The sequence below is a fragment of the Mongoliitalea daihaiensis genome (assembly GCF_021596945.1).
In the GTDB taxonomy this organism is placed as follows: domain Bacteria; phylum Bacteroidota; class Bacteroidia; order Cytophagales; family Cyclobacteriaceae; genus Mongoliitalea; species Mongoliitalea daihaiensis.
In genome coordinates, this window is the sequence record NZ_CP063779.1 from 99,308 (window position 1) to 125,000 (window position 25,693).

Genomic DNA, 25,693 nt, shown 5'->3' on the forward strand with positions numbered 1-25,693 from the left:
TATTGGATTTAATGATAATCTTCTCCAATAGCAATTATGGTTATTGCTGTCACTTGGCCCCAATCAAGGCCTCCATCATCCTTTTTCGGGGGAGGATCGTGGTCTGGTTTAAAAATGATTCTATGATTTCCAGATACATCCACTGCTAAATATCCTTTTAAGTTTTCTTTTAATTCATGACACCTTGCTCCTGGAATCTTTCTTAATACCTCCAGATTTTCGGCAGCTTTTATATCTTCAAGCCTTTGTATTACTTTTTTTGCCCTAGTTCCATAATTCTTGGAAATAGCCCTTAAGTCTTGCGTGGTTTTTTCGAGTTTTTTAGGTTGGTAGTTAATCTTCATTACAAATATAGTGGTTAATTTTTTTTCTTTAACCCTAAAGGTTAAAATAAAATTACTAAAAAATGTTAAAAAAGAGGAGGTTGATGTCCTAAAAATGGTCAATATTAATTATAATGTATTGCTTATCAGTTATATAATTTTCCACCTTATAAGGAATAACTCCTCTATTTTTTCCTCCTGATTCAATTGACTTTCTACCTCGGACAACAATTTTTCTTTCTGTTGTTCGATGGTATCTTGGGCCTCAAAGAGTTTTTTTCGTTTCTCATTTCTCTCTTTTTCCAAATCCTTGATTTCCCGTTGGGCAGAGACCTTTGCTTTGAGTTCGGTGATTTTACGGGCTTCGGATTTCTTTAATTTGATTTCTGCATCCAGATCAGCCAGTTCCTTCTCCAAACTGATTTTCATATCATCCGCCCAATGGTCCAGCTTTTCGTACTCTTCCGAAAAATAGGCTGTGTTTTTTTCCATGGAATAAGCTCTCATTTCTTCGCATAGCTCTTCGCTGATACTTGCTAGCTGGCCCAGAGATTCCTGGCTGGGAGAAGCTGGACCCATTACTTCAGCATGCAATGAAAAAAAGCGGGGCACCAATTCTGCAGGAATGGTGTAGCCTTCATCGGTAATGGCTGAAGCAATCAGGTAATCTTCATCCTGAAAGGATTTGATAAAAAGTTTGCTGAACTTCAACCAACCGGATTGTCCAACCAAGGATTCCAATCCGGATATTTTTTTAGGCGTATTCGTGTAATCAAATAGCACCTCCTGCGTATCCAAAATGGCATTTTCCCATTGGGCAATTACCTGTTGGGCCAAAGGGTGCTGGATTCGGTAGGTGAATTGGTTTTCAGCGGCATTCTTCCCCAATTTAAATATGCCTTGGATTGTTACTTTTGAAGATGGAGTGACTTCAAATACCAAGTTTTCGTCATCAAAAGTCGCCTCATCTTGAAGGGAATATTTGGTCAAGTTCCAAAGCATGTTTTCGTACTTGCTGATGTATTCCCTACTGGCAGCAAGATTCACCCGTAGCTTTTCATGAACCTCCTCATCGAAATTTTCCAGGAGCTTTTGCTTGGTATGCTGCATCTGTTGGTTGATGCTGACTTCCAGTTCCTGTTGAAGAAGATTGAAACTCTCATTGATCTCCTCTTCGGTACGGCATTCCTGATAGATTTGGGCGATTTTCCGCTCTATATCAACACCTGATTCTATGGTGCCCAAAACCTCATCACTTGCTCCAAAAACCCCATTGAAAAGATTGAACTTTTCATGAAGGAGTTTGTACACCCGTTCATCTGCTGCATTTCTTTTGTTCAGGAAGTTGATCACAATGACATCGTACTTTTGCCCATATCGATGGCATCTTCCTATGCGCTGCTCGATCCGTTGAGGATTCCAAGGCATATCATAGTTGACGACAATTGAACAAAACTGCAAGTTGATCCCTTCCGCCGCCGCTTCCGTAGCGATCATGATTTGGGCCCGCTCCTTGAATTCATCCACCAGAGCCGCTCGCATGTCTGCTGTGGGAGAGCCTGTGACTTTATCAGAACCTTGATTAGCAGCCAGCCAATGTTGATAAATTTTCTTGGAAGCTTTATCTGCATTGGTACCGTTGAATAAGACTATCTTTCCTTCATACCCTTTTCTACCCAAAAGCTCGGCCAGGTATTCTTGCGTTCTCTTACTTTCCGTGAAAATGATGGCCTTCTTGGGAGCTCCTCTTTTTTCCGCCTCTTTAAAACCAGATTCCAAGGCAGCTGCCAGTTTTTCACCTTTAGCATTTACTTCGATGGATTCAGCAAGCTCAGCAAAAGTTCCTAGGAGCTCATATTCCTCTTTGACCTCCAATAACTCATCTTCCGTGAACCAACTTTCATTACTCTTTGCTTCTTCCTCTTCTCCCCATTCGTCTTTCAGCTCATCATAATCTTCGTATTCCGCTTCCAAGTAGCTTTCCCAGATACTTTCTTCCCGGTCTTCATGACGCTTCAAGATCTCTCCCAATCGTTCCTGCATTTTTCTAAAAGTACCCGAAATCGCAAATGAGGAGGAGGCCAAGAGCTTTCTCATGACCAAAGTCATCAGCTTTCGTTGGGATGCAGGAAGGGCATAGGATTTGGGTCTTTGCAAATAGGCCGAGACCAGATTGTATAATTGTTGCTCCCTATCGGAGGGAAAAAACTCAAACACGAATGCCTTTCGCTCCGTGTATTTAATGTATTCCAATACCTGCCTTCTTAGCGTTCGGATAGAGACGGGCTGTATCCTTTCTTTCAGTTCTTCATAGACCAAGGGATCTGGATGGTTCTCTACACGGCTGTATTGGGCTTTGAAACTTTTCAGGTCCCCAAATACGTGGTCATCGATAATAGAAACCAAGCCATAAAGTTCCAACAGGGAATTTTGTAAAGGAGTGGCCGTAAGCAAAACCTTTGGAAAAGGCTCTAAACTCTGTTTTATTGTTCTGGCAATGATATTACCCGGTTTGTAAACATTTCTTAACCTATGAGCTTCATCTATGACCACCAAATCCCATCGAGTATGCATGAGGTAAGGAGCTTTTGATTTGGCAAACTGGTAGGAGCAAATGACCACTTTGTTTTTTTGATCGAAAGGATTGAGATTTCCTGCTTTAATTTCTTCCTGAAAGGATTTAGATTCCAAAATGAGTGCCTGAAGGAAAAATTTATCTTGGAGTTCCTGTCCCCACTGTTTCCGAAGGTTAGCAGGGGAAATAATTAATATATTACGTTTTTGTTCAGCCCATTTTTGTGAGATCACCAAACCAGCTTCAATGGTTTTCCCTAAGCCCACCTCATCGGCCAGAATAGCTCCTTTGGAAAGAGGCGATCTAAACGCAAAAAGTGCTGCTTCCACCTGATGGGGGTTAAGGTCCACTTGGGCATCCACCAGCGCAGAAGCCAGTTTTTCCACCGAATCGGAAGCCACCCGTTTGGTCAGTTCAAAGGCAAAATATTTGGCGTGGTAGGGGGTAAGGGACATGGTTAAATGGTTTCTATGAATTCGCTAAGAAAGTTATTATTGGTTTTAACTACAAATACCAATAAAAATCTCCCGAAACTTTGAGAAAAATTTTATTACCGTTTAATTTTGAAGAAAGGATTACTAATTCCCATTAGTTCATCCTTATATTTTTCAACAAAGCTATTTAAGTCAATATTCCTTGATCCTTTACTGAAATTTTCCTTATGCCTTTCGTCTTGGTTTGCATGGCAAAGGATGCACAGGCACCTTAAGTTGTTTTCAGAATTATTTGTTTTATCCCCATCCACATGATGGACTTGGATAAAACGCTTGTCTAAGGCCTTTTTAACCTGTATTCCACATTCTTCGCATGTATAGTCATGCATTTCCCTAAATGCCCTACTCAATTGATCCCAACCTTTTTGATATCCAAAAATATCAACTTCAATGTCATCCACCTTTTCAAAATCTCCAAGTAGTTCATAAAAATCTCTGGTAGTATCAATTTCAGAGTTAAGAAGTGTGCGACAGTTACTACACAAATTAAGCTCTTCGTCTTTATACAAATTGCCTGAAGTCTTATCTATTAGGTCATTTATTTCAGAGTTTGAAAAATCATACCTTTTATCAAAAAGACCTTTATGTAAAAAATCTTCTATTGTTTTACATTTCACAATATGAAAACGTGGATATGATCCATACTTTTCAATATATGGTTCTCTGATAAACATATATCCCTTCAGGCTAAGATCTTCAAAATCAAGGTAAATCCCATCATCTTCAAATCGAATATTTCCTGCTTTATAGGCTTTTTCAAAATCAACACCTTTGATGACCTTAAATCCGCTTTCAAAATCAATTGTAGGAAATCCCCATTTATCCAATGCTCTGGACAAATTTTGAAACTTATACAAATCGAGATCAAACACCTTATTTTTCATCTTCCTGAAAGCTCTTGAATAACCCGTTCTACAAGCTTATCACTGGTCGTGACAATCCTAAATTCCACTCTACGAGAAAACTCGTTATTCACTGGCAAGCCAGTTTCACTTGTTAGATTTTTATTATCATCCAATGTACGCCCATACGAAAGACCATTAGCCGTCAACCAAAACTGAATCAACTGAACGGATTCCTCAGGAAGGGAGCGAAAGAAGTCCATATTTCTAAAATACTTTAACACCTGAGCAGATCGAAGCTGAGACAACTTGATATTGCCAATGTATGGATCTGTATCAAAGTTGTATGCGGGTACTTGATCTGTATGTCCTTCTATTCTGATTTCAGAAATTTTATCACGATACCTATCCTGTAACACAATCTCAAAATACACGGGCAGGAACTCATCTAAGATCTCTCTGAAATACGGCCTGATTTCCGTTTGTCCCGATGCAAAGAGAACATCTGGGTTTGTGAACTTAATAGAAAGATCTTTATCCAGTTCTACTTTCCATTTATTAAAATCTTCTCGAAAAGCACTGTCTAAGGCATTGTAAAGACTTTCTTTTGTTGCCTGAAATTCTTCAAAAAGTTCGTCCCTTTCTTCCTGTTTTTTTTGAACTTCCAAGATGTAGGAAATGGCTATAAACATGAAGATAACCATCAAACCTGTCATGATATCGGAGAAAGAAACCCAGTTGCTTTCTTCGGATTTGGAGCCTTTTTTGGTAAGTGACATAGTTTTTGAGATTATCTATATTGAGCCATTACTCGTTGGATCAAATTATCCAGATTTTGGAAGGTATCATTAAGCTTGGTATAGAAATGACCATGAATCTCCTGAACTTCATTGTCCAAATCTTTAATGGACTTTTCTATAATACTTACGCCGTCGTTTAACTGGGATTTCAGGTTCTTCCAAAACACTTCGTTGATATCTTTGATTTTCTCGACCTCTTCAAGTTTAACAAGGAGTTTGGCCACACTGTCCGAAAAATCACGTTGCTTCTTGACCCATTGATTGAGCTGCTGAGTAGTCGCATCAAATGCCTCTGTATTCGTTTTTAGGGTTTCTACTGTATCAGCAATTTTAGTGGTAATCTCAGAGAACTTCTTATCGTCCACCATTACCTTCTTGAGTGAATCTACTATTTGTGCCAACTGACTGTTTTTGTCCGTTAGCGTAGAAGTGTTTAGGGCTACTTCTTTCAAGGCATTTGAAGAAATTGAGAAATCATTAGACACCCCCTTAAACTGATCAGTCAACTTGGCAATCATTTCTTTATTTTCCATTTGCCATTGATTCAGCATTTTAACGCTGTTGTTGAGCTCTGCAAAATTCTCTTGAACGAGTTTATTGATCAATGCTGACATTTGATTATTAAACTCTTCTGTCGCTTTCTTCATGACATCGACAAGCGCCTCTGTATTGTTTTTAGCCAATAGAACCGCGAACTCGTTGAATTTCTCCTCGATAACTTTATTGTTTTTACCCATGGACTCAATGATCCATTCAATGCTTTTTTTGTTAGCCTGAGAATATTCATTTTGCTCGGACCTCAACTTTTGAAGCTGCGTCAATAAACTCGTCTCTCCATCTCCTCCCAAGGATTTCTGGATTTTGTCAAAGGCAGTTTTTTGGCTTTCAGTCTCTTTTAATAAATCCGAGTTTTGATTCCTGATTTTTGTGAGATGTGTTGCCAATGATTCATCACCTTCTCCATTGATAGCAGCTTGAAGGGATTTAAATACCGATTGATTTTTATCATGCCCCATTTTAATAGCAATTAAAATTTCATTGAGCGCTGAGATCTCGTCTGATGGTTTTGGAGGTTGGTTAGATTCAATCTTTCCGTAAATCAATTTTGACGCCTTCCCAAATCCTATTGAAAAAACAATTCCTATAATAGAGGTCAAGAATGCAGTTTTTAAACCCTCCAGAAGAAGAGGTATACTTTCATTGATATTATTAACATCAAAATCGATTAAACCGATATAAATACCTAAAAAAGTCCCTAAAACCCCTAAAGTTGTAAAGACGCTTGGTATAGAATCATATAAATATGGATTTACTGAATGAATATCTTTAGTCTTACGAATGGTTAGCATTAACCTAACCGAAACAATAATCCAAGTAAGAAATAATGCGCCTATAAATAATTGATAATTATCCATCGATAAAATAATTTTTTAAAAGAATTAATTGATCATTTTTAACCACCATCACGATTAGGATCTCCTGAGGTTGCCGAAATAATACAAATCAGATGAAGAATTATTCCGGGTAGCACGAGTGCCATGTAACCAATTATTACAAAAATCAGCCAAACAAGGCCTGTAAAAATATTTCCTTTATACATCTGCCCAGCACCTGGAATTATAAAGCTTAAGAGTGCAGCTACTCCTGGACTCCATTTCCGTTCTTGAGGTGCGTTAATAAATACCTGACTTTCTGTTTTCCTTGCTTGTCTTAAACTACTATCTAAAAACTCCCCACAGTGCTTACACTTGATAGCATCCCGATTGATAAGCTCTGCGCAGAAGGGACATTTCTTTTGGTTTTCTTCCATTTTTTACTTTACAACTTCTTTACATTGTTCTACAAACTAAGGTGAAAAGTACTAAAAAATAATTTTACAAAACTGCAAATTGAGTAAGCGTAGCAAAATAGACCAAAAGTGTCGGTTTTTGTAGATAAGTGATAACGTATGACATTTGCTAATTGTATTTACGTAGAATCTTTCAATATCTAAAGCTTGGAATAAGAGTAGATAATTGTAAATTACATACAAATGTATTTAAATCATTTACAGTATAAATGATCTTGAATAATTATTGAAAACAGATTTAACCTTGCAACCAATAGTTTTTGATCATTATGAATATTGACCTTTCAAATTGTCCTACAAAAGTGGTTGATGGCCAAACCCTCTATTACTATTTAGGTACTTGGATGACAAAACCAGAACCAATCGATGTTACCACAAATAAGGGTTACTTGATGCTCTCAGTGGGGACAAAAAACTACACTAATGAAGACTTTCATACCTTTGCATCTTCACCTCAGGCAATGATTGAAGGATTCTATAAAATAATCAATGTAAGAAAAGAGCTTGCCGAAGGAGAGTACGACTATTCAGGTAGGTTTATTGCAGATGTTCACTTTAAATATAAAGAAGACATTTCTTACATTGATCCAGATGGAACGCCAGCCTTATTTGTTGCGAGGCTTAATCCATTATTCAATAAATATTCTATTGGCAAGTCGCTAAGCGGCACTATATTAAACCTTCCATGGAAAACTCTTGAAAATTTTATTAATTATTTTTTAAATTGTGAAATTCATCTTGAAAAAATCGAACTTACTGAAGACCCAACGTATAATTCCAAAGTATATAAATACACGTGGAGATATTTATAAAGCACTTCCTGATAAAAAGCAGGTACCTACCATTAGTTTAGTACCAAGATATATAGTTACACCTATATTAATAATCAATCATTTACTTTTTTTGCTTTATCATTTGGTGCCCGCTCCTTTCAAATAGGTACCCAGTTGAAACAATGTCGGAAACAAGCAAGAGAAAATGGATACATACAGAGAACAATTAATTAACAGCATCAATGAACTTTGGGAAGCAAGGGTAAAGGTATTTGGCTGTATTGTAAGTTTAGCGATGACAAACCATCTCAAGGAAATCAATGATGCTTTTGAAATCGGTGACGTTTTCGAATTTCAATATGCCCATTTCGAAGACATAGACGACAGCAATATCCAAAGCATGATCGCACTTTGCAAGGAAATGGATGATACCATTTCCCGCCTGATGAACATCAATGGAATTGGAAAGGATGAGGTGAATTTGGATTGAATTTAGCGACGAGCCAAGTTGCAGGGCTGCTCCCGACGACTCGAAATGAAAAAAGCTAAACTAACTCTTAGCATTTGAATGCAGAGGAGGAGAGGACAAGCCGTTAAGAAAATGTCCAGTGGACATTTTTAGGCTTGGGCCAGGTTGTAGGGTGGCTCCCGACGACTCAAACAAAAAAGGCTGAGCAAATGCTCAGCCTTTTTGTGCAGAGGAGGAGGGATTCGAACCCCCGGTACCTCACGGTACAACGGTTTTCAAGACCGCCGCGATCGACCACTCTGCCACTCCTCTATTTTGGTCTCAAAGCAGTTGACTGCTTTACGGATTGCAAATGTACGGGTAAAGAAACAATTTACAAATACATATAACCCTAAATTTTCAAATTCTCCTTAACCTATTGATTTTCAAATTTCTTTTTTTCTCATTTGTCCATCGTATTCAAGAAGCCAACCAAGCATCTATGCTTAAAATGGCAAAAACACTGGAATCAAGAAAACACTTAAGAGTAAAATCAGAATCGTAAATGGCACCCCCATCCGTACAAAATCCCCAAAAGCATAATTCCCTGGAGCCACTACCAAGGTATTGACAGGAGAAGATACCGGGGTCATAAAGGCAGAAGAAGCTGCCAAGGTCACTGCCATCGCAAAGGGATAAGGAGACACGCCTAACTCCATTGCCATGGAAATGGCCACAGGTGCCATCAAGACAGCTGTAGCCGTATTGGATATAAACAACCCTAATATTGCCGTAATCAAAAACAACGCACCTATTCCCACCCGAGGAGCAGAATCCCCTACTAAATCGACTAATACATCAGAGGCTAACTCAATTCCGCCAGTTCGCTGCAAGGCTAAAGAAAATGGCATCATGCCAACGATCAATACCAAACTCTTCCAAGAAATGGCATTATAAGCACTATTCATGTCAATGATTCGGAATAGCCCCATCAATAAAGCTCCAATCAAGACCGCTAACACATTCGGTATAATTCCGGTGACCATGGCAGTCACAACCAAAGCCAAAATCACTATCGCATGTAGGCCTTTCGTACGGGCTGGCAACATATCATCAAACTCGGCGGGCAGGTGCAACAAGACCACATACGAACGATCATCTTGCTGAAAACGCTTGATATCATCCCAAAAACCTGCAATCAACAAGGTATCCCCTACCCGAATTTCTTCATCCAAAAATGTATCTTCAATCAAGCCATCTGCCCTCCACAAACCCAGTACCGTCACTCCCGAATCCGAACGCACTCGGGCATCATGAATCGTCTGACCTACCAAAGGGGAGTTGACCGGGATAATTGCCTCTGTCATTCCAAGCTCTTGTGACAAATCGGTCATATATCGCTTTCGATCTGTTAAGAGTAGCCTTTTTAGTCCATATTGCTTCGTGAATTTAGAAAGTTGCACTCCTTGATCTGCTACATCAAGTAAAAGTACATCTCCTTCTTGCAAGGCCATCTGTTTACTGGGACGGTGAAAAACGGTCTGCCGTTTATCTCTACGTTCGATGGCAAACAAATGGAGTCCACGCTCTGAAAAATCCAATGCATCAAAATTCAAACCCAACAATGAAGAATCTTCTTGCACCTCTAATCGGTACTGTCGCAGCCTAAGTTTGTATTTGTGCATCCAATCATCAATCGTAGGACGTTTCTTTTTACTTTTCTTTCCAGCAGACCGGTCGGGGATAAACTTTCTTGCAAAAACCATGTAGCCTAGCCCCATCAGCAGAATAGCGATTCCGAAAGGAGTAATCGCAAAAAAGGAAAACCCATCCAATCCCTGACGAACCAATTCGGAGTTTACCACGAGGTTAGGAGCCGTAGAAATCAAGGTCATCATCCCACTGATCAATGCAGCAAAACTCAACGGCATCATCAACTTGCTGGGAGATATCCCTGTATTTGAAGAAATCCTCAAAACAACCGGTATAAAAATAGCCACAATTGCAGTAGAACTCATCACCGAACCCAACCCTGCAACCGAAACCATCAACAAAAGCAGTAATTTCGTTTCTTGATTCCCTGCTTTTTGGTAAATCCAATCACCTATATCCCGGGCAACTCCAGTACGCACCAGCCCTTCACCCAAAACAAACAAAAGCGCAATCAACACAATATTGGGATCACTGAAGCCTGTCAATGCCTCATCAATACTCAAAATCCCTGTAAGGGGCAAGGCTGCAAGCATGAGCATTCCTACCGCATCCATGCGGGGCTTATTTTGAACAAACATAATGATGGCCGAAAAAAGAAGCCCCAAAACCAAAAGCAATTCCCAATTCCAATCATCCAAAAGAACTAATTCACGCATACAGTAACAAAATTATGTTGCCAAATAAGACCATCTATTTCACCTATTTTCAAATGTAAAAATGGGAATATTGACGTAAATTTTAAATTATCTTCAATATAAACCCGATAGATTCATAATTAATTTTAGAAATAGCACTCCATCGACTTCCAAATCCCGATAAAATGTTTCAATTTAGATGTCTAAACATCAGTCTTTGAATTTAATTAGCCGTGAGAGTATTCCTAGTTACCTTTGCTTTTTTATTGATATCTCTTAATACCTATGCTCAAAAAGATAGGATTGAACAGTTGATTCAAAAGGGAATAGGAAAACGGTATAGTTCAGTGGACTCCGCCCACTTTTTTATCGATGAAGCTGAAAAAATAGCCAAAGAAACAGGTCTTTTCACTGACTTTGAAGCACAAATACTCCTCCATAGAGCAGGCAACAACTATGTAGCAGGACGCTATGTGGCCTCTATGGGAGATTACAAAAAAGCCTATACCCTTCTCGAAAATACCATCAATCAAAAGACAGATTTGATCAGGGCTATGAATGGGCTTGGCCTAATCGAATTAGCACAACACAATTACCAATCAGCTGTGAATTATTGGGAGAAATGCCTGGCACTTTCTTATGAAGTGCAGGACTCCGTAAGTATGATCCGGACCCATTTTAACTTAGGGTTGGGATTATCAGAACTTGAAAGATTCCCTGAGGCTATTGAACAATTGGAAAAGGCGATAAACATGTCGATTCAAACCTCCGACAATACCCTCGGAATGATGAGTACCAACAGGCTGGCTTATGTTTACTACCAATTGGAAGATTTAGAACTTGCTTTTCAACTTTACGAGCAGGTACTTCTGCAAGCAGCTGAATCCAATTCATGGGAACAGGCCTTTGCTTATACTGGAATAGCAGAAGTTTTGCTCAAACAAAACCAAATGAATGAAGCGCTTAAGTATGCATTGCAAGGCTATGAAAGCGCAAAACTTGTAGGTGCATTTTGGGACAAACAGCGTGCAAGTGCTGTGCTTACCCAAGTTTATGAACAGTTAGGACAATATTCTAAGGCCTTGGCATTTGCCAAAATCAATAAGCAAATGGGCGATAGTTTGTATAGCAGAGATAAAGCAACCGAAATCAACTTTTTAAAACTTCAATTGGCTAATTCGGAGAATCTGAAACTTAACCAAGAAAAGGCAGCGATTCAGAAACAAAATAATCTGTACAGTTTTATTTCTGGGATCTTGATCATATTTATTGCTTTGTTAGGAATTGGCACTTGGGTGATTATTCGCAACAACCGTCAAAAAAGTAAGCTAAACGAGGATCTAGCAGAAGCTAATCATATTTTAGAAGAACAGAAAAGGCAGATTGAAGAGCAAAATAACTCCCTTAATGAGATCAATCAGGCAAAAAACAAACTCTTCTCTATCCTCTCCCATGACCTCCGATCCCCACTCAATTCCATCAAACAATTTATGGAATTGGAAAAACAAAATCTATTCTCAGAGGAAGAAAAACTGAAAGCTAAAGACATGATGTATCAACAGGTACATCAAACAGATCGTCTACTCAACAACCTATTAGAATGGTCTAAATCCCAGTTGGAAGGTCTGCAGACTTCACCTTCAAGTGTGGATTTACGTAAGGAAATGCAGGAAATCATCCGAAGGTTTGATTTTCAGATTCAACTCAAAAATATAGTGGTAGAACACCAAGCCGTCGAACTCCCTACTGCTTACCTCGATAAAAACCACCTTCGAATCATCCTTCAAAATGTATTTCATAATGCTATAAAATTTTCCCCAGTAGCAAGTACAGTACACATTCAATATACCTTACACAAAAATACAGTTGCAATTAATATTCAGGATTCAGGGAAAGGAATGACGGAAGAACAAAGAAAAATACTGGAATCTTCCGTAGAAATGGCTTCAAGCACACCCGGCACATCGAATGAGACCGGTACCGGACTCGGCATCTACTTAGTCAAGCAATTCATTCAAATCAACGGTGGTGCTTTACAAATAGAGAGTTCCTTAACCAAAGGAACTACCTTCATCCTGCAATTCCCACTTACCACCACTATCAAAGATCAAAATACCTCATCCTATAGGCCTGCATGGCAAAGTGCCCAAGCTTAGCACTTAACTTGTAATTGGTTACGGCCCCTACCCCCGCACCGATGATAGGTATCAACTGCAACAGCTTCGCCAAGTCCAAATAATCCCTATAAGCTAATTGAAAGGCTCGCCAATCGAAGGCTTCAACATGCCCAGGATATCGACCTACATAGTCTTGCCAATTCTCCAACAACCGAATGGTTTCATTTCTGCTTTCCTGAGAAGAAAATGTAAGTTTAAAAACATACAATAAAAAAATACGCTCCTGTAAGTTGGAGGTATCATACCCATAAAGGCGGGCAATTTCAAAAAGCATCTTCATTTTGATCATTAAAAAAGCAGGTAAATCAGCCAATCCTAGTAAAATCCCCCCTGCACCTGTCACGGCACCTTCCACGCTTGCGGTCCGTTGATAGAGGGTGATGATATCCTTTACCTTGGTTTCACGATCCACCAAGTTTGCTGTATGGAAGGGATCCCCTGTAATATATTGATTGCCTACCAACACTGCCTTCACCATTTTTTCCATAGCAAATGTAATCGCTTGATGAACTTTATCTGGGATAATCGTATTGAACGCCTGCTGAGCTCCAGCAGTTACAATACCCATGATACTTGGCCGCTGCTTTACTTCCATGAGCCAAGCCATCATTTCAGCCAAGGCAAGTTGTTCGTAGGTAGATTCACTTTTCCCCATACGGAAAGCTACAAAAAATAAAATTCCTGCCTTGCTATTGCTCACAAAAACAAGGCAGGAATTTTACGTATACACTTTTTTACGCGAAATTTTGTTGGTTGGATGAAGGATACTCTCGAATGAGTTTAGAACTAAACTCACTGAGATAAGAGTCTCCCAAATCCCTTAGCACAATGACCCAATCTTTATTTATCCGATAAATGCCTCGTTCGAAGCAAAACTGATAGGATAAACTATGTTTACACACATTCGTATGGGTATGATACTTAAAATTGTACCCCAATTCACACAACCTCACAAAAGAAACCTTAGCAAACTCCTCTCCATCCCGGAGTACTGTTGCTAAAATTTTTTGGTTTGTTTTCAAGATGCTAAGGATGGTCCGAACCTCCCCGCTATCCACCGAGCGCCTATGATTATTGTGGCTATTGCGGCAATAATCATCACAAAACTTCTTGTCTGACCGACCACGAACAAGCTTTCCGCAGTACAGGCAAAAATTCTTGATAGTGTACATGGTGTGAAAATTAAAATAGTTAAAACCTTATGTTTCAGCATTTCAAACATAAACAAAACTATCATTCGAAAAAATACCCAAAATTGGGTATTTTTTGATTCATTTTTTTCAATTTAAAATTTTATGGATAATTTTTCGATCAATTTAAAATAATATTTGGAACAAAAAAGAGCTGAAATCCGTGGACTTCAGCTCTCAATAAATTTTAAAGCTTTTAGCTGATTAATTTGTAGCCTGATAGACTAGATCAAAACGATCCAAATGCATCACTTTTGTCCAAGCTTTTACAAAATCCTGAATGAATTTTTCTTGGTTATCTTGCTGTGCATATACTTCTGCCAACGCTCTTAGCTCAGATTGTGAACCAAAAATCAAGTCTGCGCGAGTGGCTGTATATTTTGCAGCACCCGTTTTTCTATCAACACCTTGAAATTTTTCCTTAGTATCATCCAAGGCTTTCCACTCAGTACTCATATCCAACAAGTTGACAAAGAATTCATTATTCAACTGATCATTTGCTGCTGTGAATACTCCATGATTAGATCCGTCATAGTTTGCCCCCAAGGCTCTCATTCCACCTACCAATACGGTCATTTCAGGTGCTGTCAAGGTTAATAATTGCGCTTTGTCTACTAGTAATTCCTCTGTAGAAATCGTGTATTGAGTCTTAAGGTAGTTTCTAAAACCATCTGCCATAGGCTCCAACAAATTCATAGACTCTACGTCTGTTTGCTCTTGCGTAGCATCCATACGTCCCGGAACAAATGGCACCGTTATATTTTGACCAGCGTTTGCAGCTGCCTTTTCAACCGCTGCTGAACCAGCTAGTACAATCAAATCAGCCATGGATATTTTTTTGTTCCTTGACTTAGCATTGAAATCAGCCTGAATTTTTTCATAAACAGCCAACACCCGCTGCAACTCTGCTGGATTATTCACTTCCCAATCCTTTTGAGGAGCTAGTCGGATTCTCGCTCCGTTGGCACCACCTCTTCTGTCAGAACCTCTATAAGTAGATGCAGAAGCCCAAGCAGTAGAAACCATATCTGAAATCGACAAACCGGAATTTAATAAAGCAATCTTTAAAGCCGCAATATCCTGGGTATTTACTAAAGGATGATTAACTGCTGGAATTGGGTCTTGCCAAATTAGATCTTCCTTAGGAGACTCCGGACCCAAATAAGTGGTTTTTGGACCCATATCTCTGTGAGTCAATTTAAACCAAGCTTTAGCAAATGCTTCATCAAACTCAGCTGGGTTTTCATAAAATCTTCTGGAGATTTTTTCATAAACAGGATCATATCTCAAGGACAAATCGGTGGTTAACATGGTAGGCGTATGCCCTTTGCCTTCTTCAAAAGCATCTGGATAGAGTACTTCGGCATTGGTTGCCACCCACTGATGTGCACCTGCAGGACTTTTGGTCAATTCCCACTCGTGTTCAAATAAACTCTTAAAATAGCCTATAGACCACTCGGTAGGGGTCAATGTCCAAATCACTTCTAATCCTGAGGTGATCGCGTCCGCACCTTTCCCAGACTTGTAAGAACTCTTCCAGCCAAAGCCTTGCTCCTCAATACCAGCAGCCTCAGGTTCAGGGCCTACATGATCCGCAGGTCCAGCTCCATGAGTCTTTCCTAGGGTATGTCCTCCGGCAATCAAAGCCACTGTTTCCTCGTCATTCATACCCATTCTTCCAAAGGTCTCTCGGATATCATGAGCTGCCAACAGTGGATCTGGAACACCATTAGGTCCCTCTGGATTTACATAAATCAAGCCCATCTGAACAGCTGCAAGGGGATCTTCTAATTTTCTTCCTTCAGAATATCTCGCAGCATCGTCTAGCCACTTGCTTTCTGCACCCCAATAAACATCGATTTCTGGTTCCCAAACATCATCTCTACCTCCTGCAAAACCATAGGTTTCGAAGCCCATCGATTCCAACGCCACATTACCTGCTAATATCATCAAGTCAGCCCATGAGATCTTATTTCCATATTTCTGCTTGATTGGCCAAAGCAATCTTCTTGCTTTATCCAAATTGGCATTGTCTGGCCAGCTGTTTAATGGTGCAAATCGCTGTTGTCCAGCTCTTGAACCACCTCTACCATCACCAGTCCGGTATGTACCTGCACTATGCCATGCCATACGGATAAACAAACCTCCGTAATGTCCATAATCAGCAGGCCACCAATCTTGTGAATCGGTCATCAAATCCGTCAAGTCTTTCTTCAAAGCAGCATAATCCAACGAATTGAATGCTTGTATGTAATTAAACTCATCTCCCATTGGATTGGATAAAGATGAGTTTTGTCTCAATATTCCTAGATTTAATTGATTCGGCCACCAATCAGAGTTTTGCGCAACATTTGCAGCGCTTGGACTGCGCTTAGTCGCTCCTGACCAGCCATCGACGCCTTCGTAATTTTTTTGTGCTACTGCTCCAAAAATAAAGCCGAACAGTAATCCAAAAATCAACATGGATTTTTTCATTTGTATCGTGTTTTTAGGTGATTTATTCAATAAACAAAAGTAATCCTTAATACCCCTTCTTGAAAATTGAAAGAATCAATCAATGATAGACAAAAGCTTACAAACAGACCAAATCCATACACAAAATCTATAAAATAACAGAAGCCTCCCAAGTGGAGGCTTCTAGTTAACAGGCAGTTGTCATAAATTTAATCTTATATTCTTGTCAAAGCTTAAGACCAAAAGTTATAAAGAATGTTCTACCATCAGCAGGCATAATACCTGGCCCTGGATACCCTCCGGCTCTTCTGGTAAAATACATCTCATTCAAAAGATTGTTGATTCCAGCTCTCAAAATATATCTTTTTCCAAGATTAGCCGATCCGGAAATATCCTGCACCCGATAAGCAGGAATCAAGCCAACAGTAGCAGCAGCATTCGGTGTTACTGTGTTGGAAGCATCTGCAAATGCATCACCGATATCACTTAATTGCCATGTCACAGAGTATTTATTATAGCGATAAGTAACTCCATAGCGATTGATTCTTCTCGGCGCATTTTCTACCCTGTTTCCATTCAGATTACCCTCGATAATGGCTCCCTCTCGTACCGTGGTTACCGGGAAATCCCGATACCTTGCATCAACGAAGGCGAGGGAGGCAAACAGATGTACGTAACCAAAGCGAGATGTTTTTGACAAAGCGGTCACAGGATCAAATTCTACATAGCCTTCAAAACCCTGACTCACAGAAGTTCCTAAATTGGTACGGAATTGATTGATTCTTCCATCAGGGCCCAGCTGTGCAATGGTCCCAATTCTATCTGCATAATTCAAATAGAAGTAGCCGACGTCAAACTTCATCCAATTTTGAATAGCTCCACGGTAGCCAAAATCAAAATTAAAACCTCGAGAATCCTGCAAATTAGGATCGATGATGTCTGTCGTGGCAGGTGGAGTTAAGTCAGAAATCAAAACAGGTCTATAGGCTTCAGAGAAATTAGTGTAGAATTCCGTACTTCTTGTCACTTTATATTCAGCTCCAACACCAACTAACAGAAAGTTTCTTGTAGTCTGCTGCGGTAAAAGCAGTACCTCTGCGTCATTAACCACGTTGAATAAACCCTCCATATTGGAAAATATTCGCTCGTAACGCAAGCCGGCAGTTGCCAAAAATCGATCGTTGAAACGAAATACGTTCTCAATAAATGCAGCATGATTGATGTTGGTAAACTCTAATTCCCGTCGATAAATACCCCCATCGACCAAGTCAAAGTTCATACGAGTACCGTTATCCCCTTGACCAAACTGCCTTCTATCAATAAATCCATTAAAATAACGGAGACCAGCAGCCAAGGTATGGGCTTTCCCAAATAGGACATAATCATGAGTCATGCGTAATTCGGATCCGTAGGTAGTATAAAAATCACGATCAATTTGACGACCACCCATATCATCTTCTTGAAAGATGGGACTCATAAAGCCGATAGAGTTTCTCTCTGCAAATGTCCCAAAAGCCTTCCAGCTAAACTTCGTTTGATCACTTAGAATGTATTCGGCTGTTAAAGCCGGAATAAACCAAGGTGTGCTAAACCAGTTTCTTGCACGGGTACTTTCCTGAGGGTTTCTTTCAAATTGCTCATCTGTCAACCCACCAGGCTGCTGACTTTCAGTATTCATATAAGTCATTTCCACCCCTAGCATCAACCGATTACTTGCAGCATAATTAACTTCTACATGGGCATGATCAGTATCAAAGAATCCATTTTCTCTCCAGCCATTCCCCCTCCTTTTTTGGTAATAGGCCGTATAACTCCACTTCCCTTCAGTTCCTCCTAAGTAATTGAATGTACTAAACATCCCGTCATTACCTACCGTATTGAGTGTTTCAAAAGTAAAGCGAGTAGACTTATCAGGTTTTCTCATGACAAAATTCATCAAGCCTCCAAACTGAGAGCCATACTGTAAAGAAGAAGCTCCACGGATAATTTCAATTTGTTCTACTACTTCCATTGGAGGTGTAAAATAGGCCTCTGGATAGCCCATCGGATCTGGAGTAATATCGTATCCATTCATACGAACGTTAAATTCCCAAGATCGATTGGGGTTCAGCCCTCTCGAGGCAACTCCCAATTGTATTCCCGAACCGTCGTTTTCCCAAATGGATATCCCAGGTGTTCGAGCAAAAATCTGACGGCTATTGTTCATAGCCAAATTGGCATTGATTTCAGTAACTCGGATAACCTCCGTTTTTTTACCAGCATTGATGCGGAAACGATCCACTTCTGGCAATCGCTCCTGTCCCATAATCCCCCTGCTTACTGAAAACTCAAAAGCATCCAACAATAAGGGATCCTCTTCGAGTGCTACTGAAAATTCTTTTTGCTCTCGATCCCCTAATTCAAATTGTACTTTAAAATCCTTAAAGCCTAGCATGCTGATTTTTAAGGTATAGTTCCCTGAGTTAATGTCACGCATCTGAAAGTACCCAGACGCATCCGTCTGAACACCCCTTACCGTTCCGTCCAGCAATACTGCAGCCCCCACCACTGGATCATTGTTTTCATCAGTAACCAATCCTTTGATTGCTGCCCTTTGAGCAAATACAGATTGTTGTAAAAAGAAAATAAGCACCAAACACCAGCTAATTCTCATATCTTGCCTTTATTTAGATTTAGTTCAAATAGGGTGCAAATGTAAGAGAATGAAAGACTCCTTGTGTATTTATTTAGATTAATTATAAATGAAAAAATTTAATGGAAATCATAACAGAAAGTTATGGATCAACTAGCTTTCTTGATCTCCTTTATAAAAAATTTGACCATCAACTTAGAACATAAAATAAAGGCGGATTCTGAGAGAAATCCTTTTTCTCTAAAAAGGATTTTGACTATACACACGAACGTAATCAATCTCCATTCGTTGGGGCCATACAGTGGGATCTACCCCTTTAGAACCACCCCAATTACCGCCAACAGCCACGTTAAAAATCAAATGAAAGCTTTGATCAAAAGGCCACTCATCTGATTCTCCATTTTGAGTATTTTGGAAGGTGTGGTATTTTTCACCATCAATAAAAAAATCGATCTTATCCTCAGTCCAATCAATCGCATACACATGAAACTCATCCGAACAGGTAGGTAGTTCTACTTGCATACCTTTTTGAGTTCCTCTCATGTGATTGAAGGACTCCGTATGTACTGTTCCATGAACCACTCCTTGTTCATAGCCTACATGTTCCATAATATCAATCTCACCGCTCTTCGGCCAATTCCCATAGACTTTCTCCTCCGGAAGCATCCAAATAGCAGGCCAAGATCCTAGACCTCGTGGCATTCTTGCACGCACTTCAATGTATCCATAAGTCCAAGAAGCTTTCCCGCGTGTCAATAATCTGGCGGAAGTATATCCTTTTTCATAGGTACTATCTTTGTGTACTTCAATAATCAAAACACCATCTTCTACCCGTGCATTTTTGGGATTTTTCTCAGTATAAAATTGTAGTTCATTATTACCCCAACCATTATCACCCACATCATAAGACCATTTAGAGGGATTAGGTAATCCATCTTGTTCAAACTCATCAGACCAAACCAAATATTTTGATTCAGTCGACCCACAGCCAAACAGACCATTCCCAAATAATAAAGCCATAATGAGTATACCAATAGAATCTTTGAACATAGTTTTAATATCTATATGCATATGATTTACGAATGTTATCAATTTATTTTAGCTATCAAAAAAAGATTTTCATTAATTTTCAACTAATCAATAAAACAAAAAGGGCAAGAATGAATCCTGCCCTTTTTGTCTTTTGTCAATTTCCAAAATAATTTACTTGGTTCTCTCCACTTTCACTTGATCCAAACCTCGCTTGCGAAGTAATGCATCAATTTTTGGTTCAGCACCTCTGAAATTCACATACATATTCATTGGTTCATCTGTACCTCCTCTTTCTAAAATCTCCTTTCTAAAAGCAGTGGCTTTTTCTTGATTAAACAATTCTGTTTCTTTAAACGCCTGGAAAGCATCTGTATCCAAGACACCTGACCAAATGTAACTATAATAGCCACTGGAGTAGCCTCCTGAGAATATATGCTGGAAATAAGTACTTCTATAGCGTGGAATAATCTCATCTATCAAACCAATTTTCTGCATACTTTCAGTTTCAAAATCATCTGCATTCATATTAATAGCAGACTTTTGGGTATGATAATCCAAATCCAATAAAGACGCTGCCAAGTATTCTGTGGTAGCAAAGCCTTGTCCAAACGTACCACTGTTGGTCAATTTTGCTATCAACGCATCTGGAATCGTTTCACCCGTTTGGTAATGTTTGGCATACGATTTCATTACAGAAGGTTCAGTTGCCCAGTTTTCCATGATTTGCGATGGCAGCTCTACAAAGTCTCGCGGGACAGAAGTGCCTGCCATACTTCTGTATTGCACATTAGAAAGCAGGCCATGAAGTGCGTGCCCAAATTCATGAAAGAAAGTAGTCACTTCATCAAATGTAAGCAAAGCGGGTGCATTACCCGTTGGTTTCGAGAAATTACATACAATGGAAATTACGGGGGCCTTGCGAACACCATTGTCCATTTGCTGAGGACGGTATGAGGTCATCCAAGCACCTCCTCTTTTCGAAGCTCTGGGATGAAAGTCCATGTACAATACGCCTAGGTGCTTACCATCAGCTTCTTTTACCTCATAAGCCTTAGCTTCTGGATGATAGGTAGGAATATCAGCAATTTCATGGAATGTCAAACCAAACAAGCGATTGGTCACCATAAATACGCCTTCTTGCACTTTTTCCAAAGAAAAATAAGGCTTTACTTCCTGCTCATCCAAATCGAATTTTTGCTTTCTTAATTTCTCTTCGTAAAATCTCCAATCCCAAGGCTCCAATTGAAAATCGCTACCCTCTGCAACAATCATGGCCTGCATTTCAGCACGCTCTTCCTTTGCTTTTGCCAAAGCAGGTGCCCAGAGTTGATTCAAAAGTTTGTAAACATTAGCAGCAGTTTTTGCCATCGATTCTTCTAAAACATAATCTGCATGCGTTTCATAGCCTAGCAATTGAGCTTTTTCTCTCCTCAGATTGGCCATTTCGATCAAGGCAGCCTTATTATCTTTATCCGTTCCTTGATTCCCACGCATCTGATATGCATTCCAGATTTGTTTTCTTAACTCCCTGTTTTCAGCATATTGTAAAAAAGGCATGATGCTTGGATTTTGTAGTGTAAACAACCACTTACCTTCGTCACCTGCTGCTTTTGCATCAGCAGCCGCCGCATCCCTTAATTCCTGAGGTAATCCCGCCAAATCTGCTTCATTATCCACAATAAGCTTAAATGCATTGGTTTCAGCTAATACATTCTGACCAAATTGAAGGCTCAGTACAGACAGTTTACTATTGATTTCTCGTAACTTTTCTTTATCAGAATCATTTAAATTAGCCCCATTCCTAACGAATCTTTTATAGGCCTTTTCTAGTAACTGCTTTTGCTCAGCATTTAAACCGAACTTTTCTTGATTTTCGTAGACAGACTTGATGCGCTCGAAGAGTTTTTCATTCAAGGTTATGTTATCCGCATGTTGAGACAATTCCGGAGCCATTTCTCTTGCAATCGCCTGCAATTCATCGTTGGTATTGGCGGAATTTAAGTTACCAAATACTGTGCTTACTTTAGCCAGCAAAGCTCCTGAAAATTCCAAGGCTTCGATTGTATTGGTGAACGTAGGCTCTTCTGTATTGTTAACGATGGCATCGATTTCCGCCTGCTGCTCTTTGATACCTTCACGAAGTGCAGGCGCAAAATGCATATTTTGTATGGTTTCAAACGGCGGAACTTCAAACGGCGTATTATAGGCCTCAAAGAATGGGTTGCTCATATCTGTTTTTTCTTCACTTTGTCCACAGGAAAACATCATTGTCCCCGCAGCCAAAGCCATCAACATCATTTTTTTCATAGAAATTAGTATTTGGGTTTGGTTTACAAATATACGGAAAGTGAGTGATTGGTTGTTGGTTAATTGAGTGATTTAGGAGAAAGGGTAAAGGTGAAAGGATAAAGGGGGAGTGAACAGTGAACCACCAGTTCATCATTCGAAATTTTCTAACATCAGTAAACCGTAACTTTGGGTATCTCGCAAAGGCGCCAAGCCGCAAAGTTTCACGCAACGGACGCAACGATAAAGCGCAAAGAACGCCACGCTACCATGTAAAGTAATACACAAAAAACTATCTCCTCTGTTTGCTGCCCCCGAATATATCGCGTCAGCATATATCCATTTATATCGCGTCAGCATATATCAGTTGCTATCCCTAAAAATCTATCCTAACAGCCTACAAACACAAAACCCCCAAGATTTTTCCTGAGGGTTCAATAATGTGGCAGCGATCCCGATCCTCGGGACAGGCTCTCCTCTCCCGGGTGTAACCATTTGTTAAGTTTATTGGTAAATTGAGTAAATGGTTGATTGAGTGATTTAGGAGAAAGGGTAAAGGTGAAAGGATAAAGGGGGAGTGAACGGTGAACCACCAGTTCATCATTCGACATTTCCTAACATCAGTAAACCGTAACTTTGGGTGTCTCGCAAAGGCGCCAAGCCGCGAAGTTTCACGCAACGGACGCAACGATAAAGCGCAAAGAACGCTACGCTACGATGTAAAGTAATACACAAAAAACAATCTCCTCTGTTTGCTGCCCCCTAATATATCGCGTCAGCATATATCCATTTATATCGCGTCAGCATATATCAGTTGCTATCCCTAACAATCTCTCGGTAAAGCATAAAAACACAAAACCCCCAAGATTTCTCCTGAGGGTTCAATAATGTGGCGGCGATCCCGATCCTCGGGACAGGCTCTCCTCTCCCGGGTGTTACCATTTGTTAAGTTGATTGAGTGATTGGTTAATTAAGTGATTTAGGAGAAAGGGTAAAGGTGAAAGGATAAAGGGGGAATCAACAGTGAACCAATAGTTCATCATTCGGAATTTTCTAACATCAGTAACCCGTAACTTTGGGTGTCTCGCAAAGGCGCCAAGCCGCAAAGTTTCACGCAACGGACGCAACGATAAATCGCAAAGAACGCCACGCTACGATGTAAAGTAATACGCAAAAAACTATCTCCTCTGTTTGCTGACCCCAAATATATCGCGCTAGCATATATCCACCTATATCGCGTAGCATATATCATTTGCTATCCCTAAAAATCTCTCGTTTCTCCCTCCGCGACCCCTGCGAAAGACTCTGGGTTCTCTGCGGTTAAAAGATCCCAGCAATGGTTATCGCAACGGACGCAACGATAAAGCGCAAAGAACGCTACGCTACGATGTAAAGTAATACACAAAAAACAATCTCCTCTACTTCCTGCCCTTTTATATCGCCGCAGGCATATATCAGTTGCTATCCCTAAAAATCTATCCTAACAGCCTACAAACACAAAACCCCCAGATTTTCATCTGAGGGTTCAATAATGTGGCGGCGACCTACTCTCCCGGGTGTAACCCCAGTACCATCGGCGCTGCAGGGCTTAACTTCTCTGTTCGGGATGGGAAGAGGTGGGACCCCTGCGCTAGGCCGCCTAATCTTTAGATGTGAGACATAAGACACTAGACATGAGACTAACCCATCCTGTATTTCTGTCTTCAATCTATAATATCTTTGTTCTCTGGAGTAACCCGGTCTTGACTCTTGGTTCTCGACTCTAGCCTCTAGTTTGATCATGTTTCGTAGAGAATGCAACAGCATTCGAGAAAGTAAGTTTTCGGGCAATTAGTACTGCTCGGCTATGTCATCTCTGACTTTACACCTGCAGCCTATCAACGTCATCGTCTCTGACGGCCCTGTTTGGAAGTCTCATCTTGGAGGGGGTTTCGCACTTAGATGCTTTCAGCGCTTATCCCTTCCCGACGTAGCTACCCGGCAGTGCAGTTGGCACCACAACCGGTACACCAGCGGTCAGTCCAACCCGGTCCTCTCGTACTAAGGTCAGAGCTCCTCAAACTTCCCACGCCCGCAACAGATAGGGACCGAACTGTCTCACGACGTTCTGAACCCAGCTCGCGTGCCACTTTAATGGGCGAACAGCCCAACCCTTGGGACCTTCTCCAGCCCCAGGATGTGACGAGCCGACATCGAGGTGCCAAACCTCCCCGTCGATATGAGCTCTTGGGGGAGATCAGCCTGTTATCCCCAGAGTACCTTTTATCCTTTGAGCGACGGCCTTTCCATACAGTACCGCCGGATCACTATACCCGTGTTTCCACCCTGCTCGGCTTGTAGGCCTCACAGTCAAGCTCCCTTATGCTATTGCACTCCACGCACGGTTACCAAGCGTGCTGAGGGAACCTTTGGAAGCCTCCGTTATCCTTTTGGAGGCGACCACCCCAGTCAAACTACCCACCAAGCAATGTCTCCCGAAAACTCGGGATTAGATACCAGGCAAACAAAGGGCGGTATTTCAACAGCGACTCCTCAACGCCTGGCGACGCCAATTCACAGTCTCCCGCCTATCCTACACATCGTTTACCCGATACCAATGCTAAGCTGCAGTAAAGGTTCATGGGGTCTTTCCGTCCCGTTGCGGGTACACGGCATCTTCACCGTGACTACAATTTCACCGAGCTCATGGCTGAGACAGCGCCCAGATCGTTACACCATTCGTGCAGGTCGGAACTTACCCGACAAGGAATTTCGCTACCTTAGGACCGTTATAGTTACGGCCGCCGTTTACCGGGGCTTCAATTCAATGCTTCTCTTGCGATAACATCCCCTCTTAACCTTCCGGCACCGGGCAGGTGTCAGGCCTTATACATACTCTTTCGAGTTCGCAAAGCCATGTGTTTTTGCTAAACAGTCGCCTGGGCCTTTTCACTGCGGCCTCCCAATCGCTTGGGTAGGCGCCCCTTCTCCCGAAGTTACAGGGCCATTTTGCCGAGTTCCTTAGCCATGACTCACTCGAGCACCTCAGGATTCTCTCCTTGACCACCTGTGTCGGTTTGCGGTACGGGTGCATATACGCTTAACGCTAGAAGTTTTTCTTGGAAGCACTTAGGATCACTATCCAGTCGTCCGTAGACTCCCGGTACTATCACGTTCGGCTAATCTTGCGCATTTACACAAAACCAATACCTACTCGCTTTAACGCGGTATTCCGTCACCGCGCGGATCTTTCATCACTCCGTCACTCCATCACCTGTATATACAGTATGGGAATATCAACCCATTTGCCATCGGAATCCCCACTCGGGTTATCCTTAGGACCCGACTAACCCTGATCCGATTAACGTTGATCAGGAAACCTTGGTCTATCGGTGTGCGGGTTTCTCGCCCGCATTATCGTTACTTATGCCTACATTTGCTTTTCCAAAAGCTCCAGCACACATTACCATGTACCTTCGCCGCCGTTGGAA

General features: G+C 40.8%; 16 protein-coding genes, 1 tRNA gene and 2 rRNA genes (1 of these 19 only partly in view). 3 read left to right on the forward strand and 16 right to left on the reverse strand.

Going from position 1 to position 25,693, the window contains the following annotated elements; genetic code table 11:
* Window positions 1-8: 8 nt before the first annotated feature.
* From IPZ59_RS00365 to IPZ59_RS00390, 6 genes are all read right to left on the reverse strand, one after another.
* Window positions 9-344 (reverse strand): type II toxin-antitoxin system RelE/ParE family toxin, encoded by a 336-nt coding sequence (locus IPZ59_RS00365; protein ID WP_236137912.1) that lies wholly within the window; start codon window positions 342-344, stop codon window positions 9-11.
* 129 nt (window positions 345-473) lie between these two features.
* The gene (locus IPZ59_RS00370; protein ID WP_236137913.1) at window positions 474-3,353 is read right to left on the reverse strand and encodes an SNF2-related protein; all 2,880 of its coding nucleotides are present in this window, start codon (window positions 3,351-3,353) and stop codon (window positions 474-476) included.
* Window positions 3,354-3,448: 95 nt separating this feature from the next.
* Window positions 3,449-4,276, reverse strand: coding sequence for an HNH endonuclease signature motif containing protein (locus IPZ59_RS00375; RefSeq protein ID WP_236137914.1), 828 nt, complete (start codon window positions 4,274-4,276; stop codon window positions 3,449-3,451).
* The gene (locus tag IPZ59_RS00380; protein WP_236137915.1) at window positions 4,273-5,013 is read right to left on the reverse strand and encodes an OmpA/MotB family protein; all 741 of its coding nucleotides are present in this window, start codon (window positions 5,011-5,013) and stop codon (window positions 4,273-4,275) included. The genes IPZ59_RS00375 and IPZ59_RS00380 overlap by 4 nt, the downstream gene beginning before the upstream one ends.
* Before the next feature lie 11 nt (window positions 5,014-5,024).
* Entirely contained in the window at window positions 5,025-6,449 is a 1,425-nt protein-coding gene (locus IPZ59_RS00385) for a MotA/TolQ/ExbB proton channel family protein (protein ID WP_236137916.1), read from the reverse strand.
* A 38-nt stretch (window positions 6,450-6,487) separates the two neighbouring features.
* Entirely contained in the window at window positions 6,488-6,844 is a 357-nt protein-coding gene (locus tag IPZ59_RS00390; protein WP_236137917.1) for a DUF5683 domain-containing protein, read from the reverse strand.
* A gap of 308 nt (window positions 6,845-7,152) precedes the next feature.
* Between IPZ59_RS00390 and IPZ59_RS00395 the strand changes: the two genes are divergently transcribed.
* A complete protein-coding gene (locus IPZ59_RS00395; RefSeq protein ID WP_236137918.1) occupies window positions 7,153-7,695 on the forward strand; it encodes a hypothetical protein in 543 nt (180 codons plus the stop codon).
* Window positions 7,696-7,861: 166 nt separating this feature from the next.
* The gene (locus IPZ59_RS00400) at window positions 7,862-8,146 is read left to right on the forward strand and encodes a hypothetical protein (protein ID WP_189586464.1); all 285 of its coding nucleotides are present in this window, start codon (window positions 7,862-7,864) and stop codon (window positions 8,144-8,146) included.
* 206 nt (window positions 8,147-8,352) lie between these two features.
* Here IPZ59_RS00400 and IPZ59_RS00405 read toward each other — a convergent pair.
* Both IPZ59_RS00405 and IPZ59_RS00410 read right to left on the reverse strand, forming a co-directional pair.
* Window positions 8,353-8,437 (reverse strand) — tRNA-Ser (locus IPZ59_RS00405).
* Window positions 8,438-8,610: 173 nt separating this feature from the next.
* Window positions 8,611-10,473, reverse strand: a complete 1,863-nt coding sequence (locus IPZ59_RS00410) for an SLC13 family permease (RefSeq protein ID WP_236137919.1) — start codon at window positions 10,471-10,473, stop codon at window positions 8,611-8,613.
* A 212-nt stretch (window positions 10,474-10,685) separates the two neighbouring features.
* Between IPZ59_RS00410 and IPZ59_RS00415 the strand changes: the two genes are divergently transcribed.
* A complete protein-coding gene (locus IPZ59_RS00415) occupies window positions 10,686-12,608 on the forward strand; it encodes a tetratricopeptide repeat protein (protein ID WP_236137920.1) in 1,923 nt (640 codons plus the stop codon).
* On the opposite strand, the gene IPZ59_RS00420 is transcribed toward IPZ59_RS00415, so the two are convergent.
* From IPZ59_RS00420 to IPZ59_RS00455, 8 genes are all read right to left on the reverse strand, one after another.
* Complete coding sequence (locus IPZ59_RS00420) at window positions 12,553-13,329, reverse strand: EcsC family protein (RefSeq protein WP_236137921.1); 777 nt, start codon at window positions 13,327-13,329, stop codon at window positions 12,553-12,555. The two genes, IPZ59_RS00415 and IPZ59_RS00420, sit on opposite strands and share 56 nt — an antisense overlap.
* A gap of 34 nt (window positions 13,330-13,363) precedes the next feature.
* Window positions 13,364-13,801: a DUF2116 family Zn-ribbon domain-containing protein gene (locus IPZ59_RS00425; RefSeq protein ID WP_236137922.1), complete on the reverse strand. Its 438-nt coding sequence runs from the start codon at window positions 13,799-13,801 to the stop codon at window positions 13,364-13,366.
* A 222-nt stretch (window positions 13,802-14,023) separates the two neighbouring features.
* Window positions 14,024-16,294: a catalase/peroxidase HPI gene (gene katG / locus IPZ59_RS00430; protein WP_236137923.1), complete on the reverse strand. Its 2,271-nt coding sequence runs from the start codon at window positions 16,292-16,294 to the stop codon at window positions 14,024-14,026.
* Window positions 16,295-16,499: 205 nt separating this feature from the next.
* On the reverse strand, window positions 16,500-18,926 hold the full coding sequence (locus IPZ59_RS00435; RefSeq protein ID WP_236137924.1) for a TonB-dependent receptor: 2,427 nt from the start codon (window positions 18,924-18,926) through the stop codon (window positions 16,500-16,502).
* A 219-nt stretch (window positions 18,927-19,145) separates the two neighbouring features.
* Window positions 19,146-19,955: a glycoside hydrolase family 16 protein gene (locus IPZ59_RS00440; protein WP_236137925.1), complete on the reverse strand. Its 810-nt coding sequence runs from the start codon at window positions 19,953-19,955 to the stop codon at window positions 19,146-19,148.
* Between the two features lie 153 nt (window positions 19,956-20,108).
* Complete coding sequence (locus tag IPZ59_RS00445) at window positions 20,109-22,244, reverse strand: M3 family metallopeptidase (protein ID WP_236137926.1); 2,136 nt, start codon at window positions 22,242-22,244, stop codon at window positions 20,109-20,111.
* A gap of 1,510 nt (window positions 22,245-23,754) precedes the next feature.
* Window positions 23,755-23,866, reverse strand: a 5S ribosomal RNA gene (rrf, locus tag IPZ59_RS00450).
* A gap of 167 nt (window positions 23,867-24,033) precedes the next feature.
* A 23S ribosomal RNA gene (locus IPZ59_RS00455) occupies window positions 24,034-25,693 on the reverse strand; it runs 1,225 nt beyond the window's last position.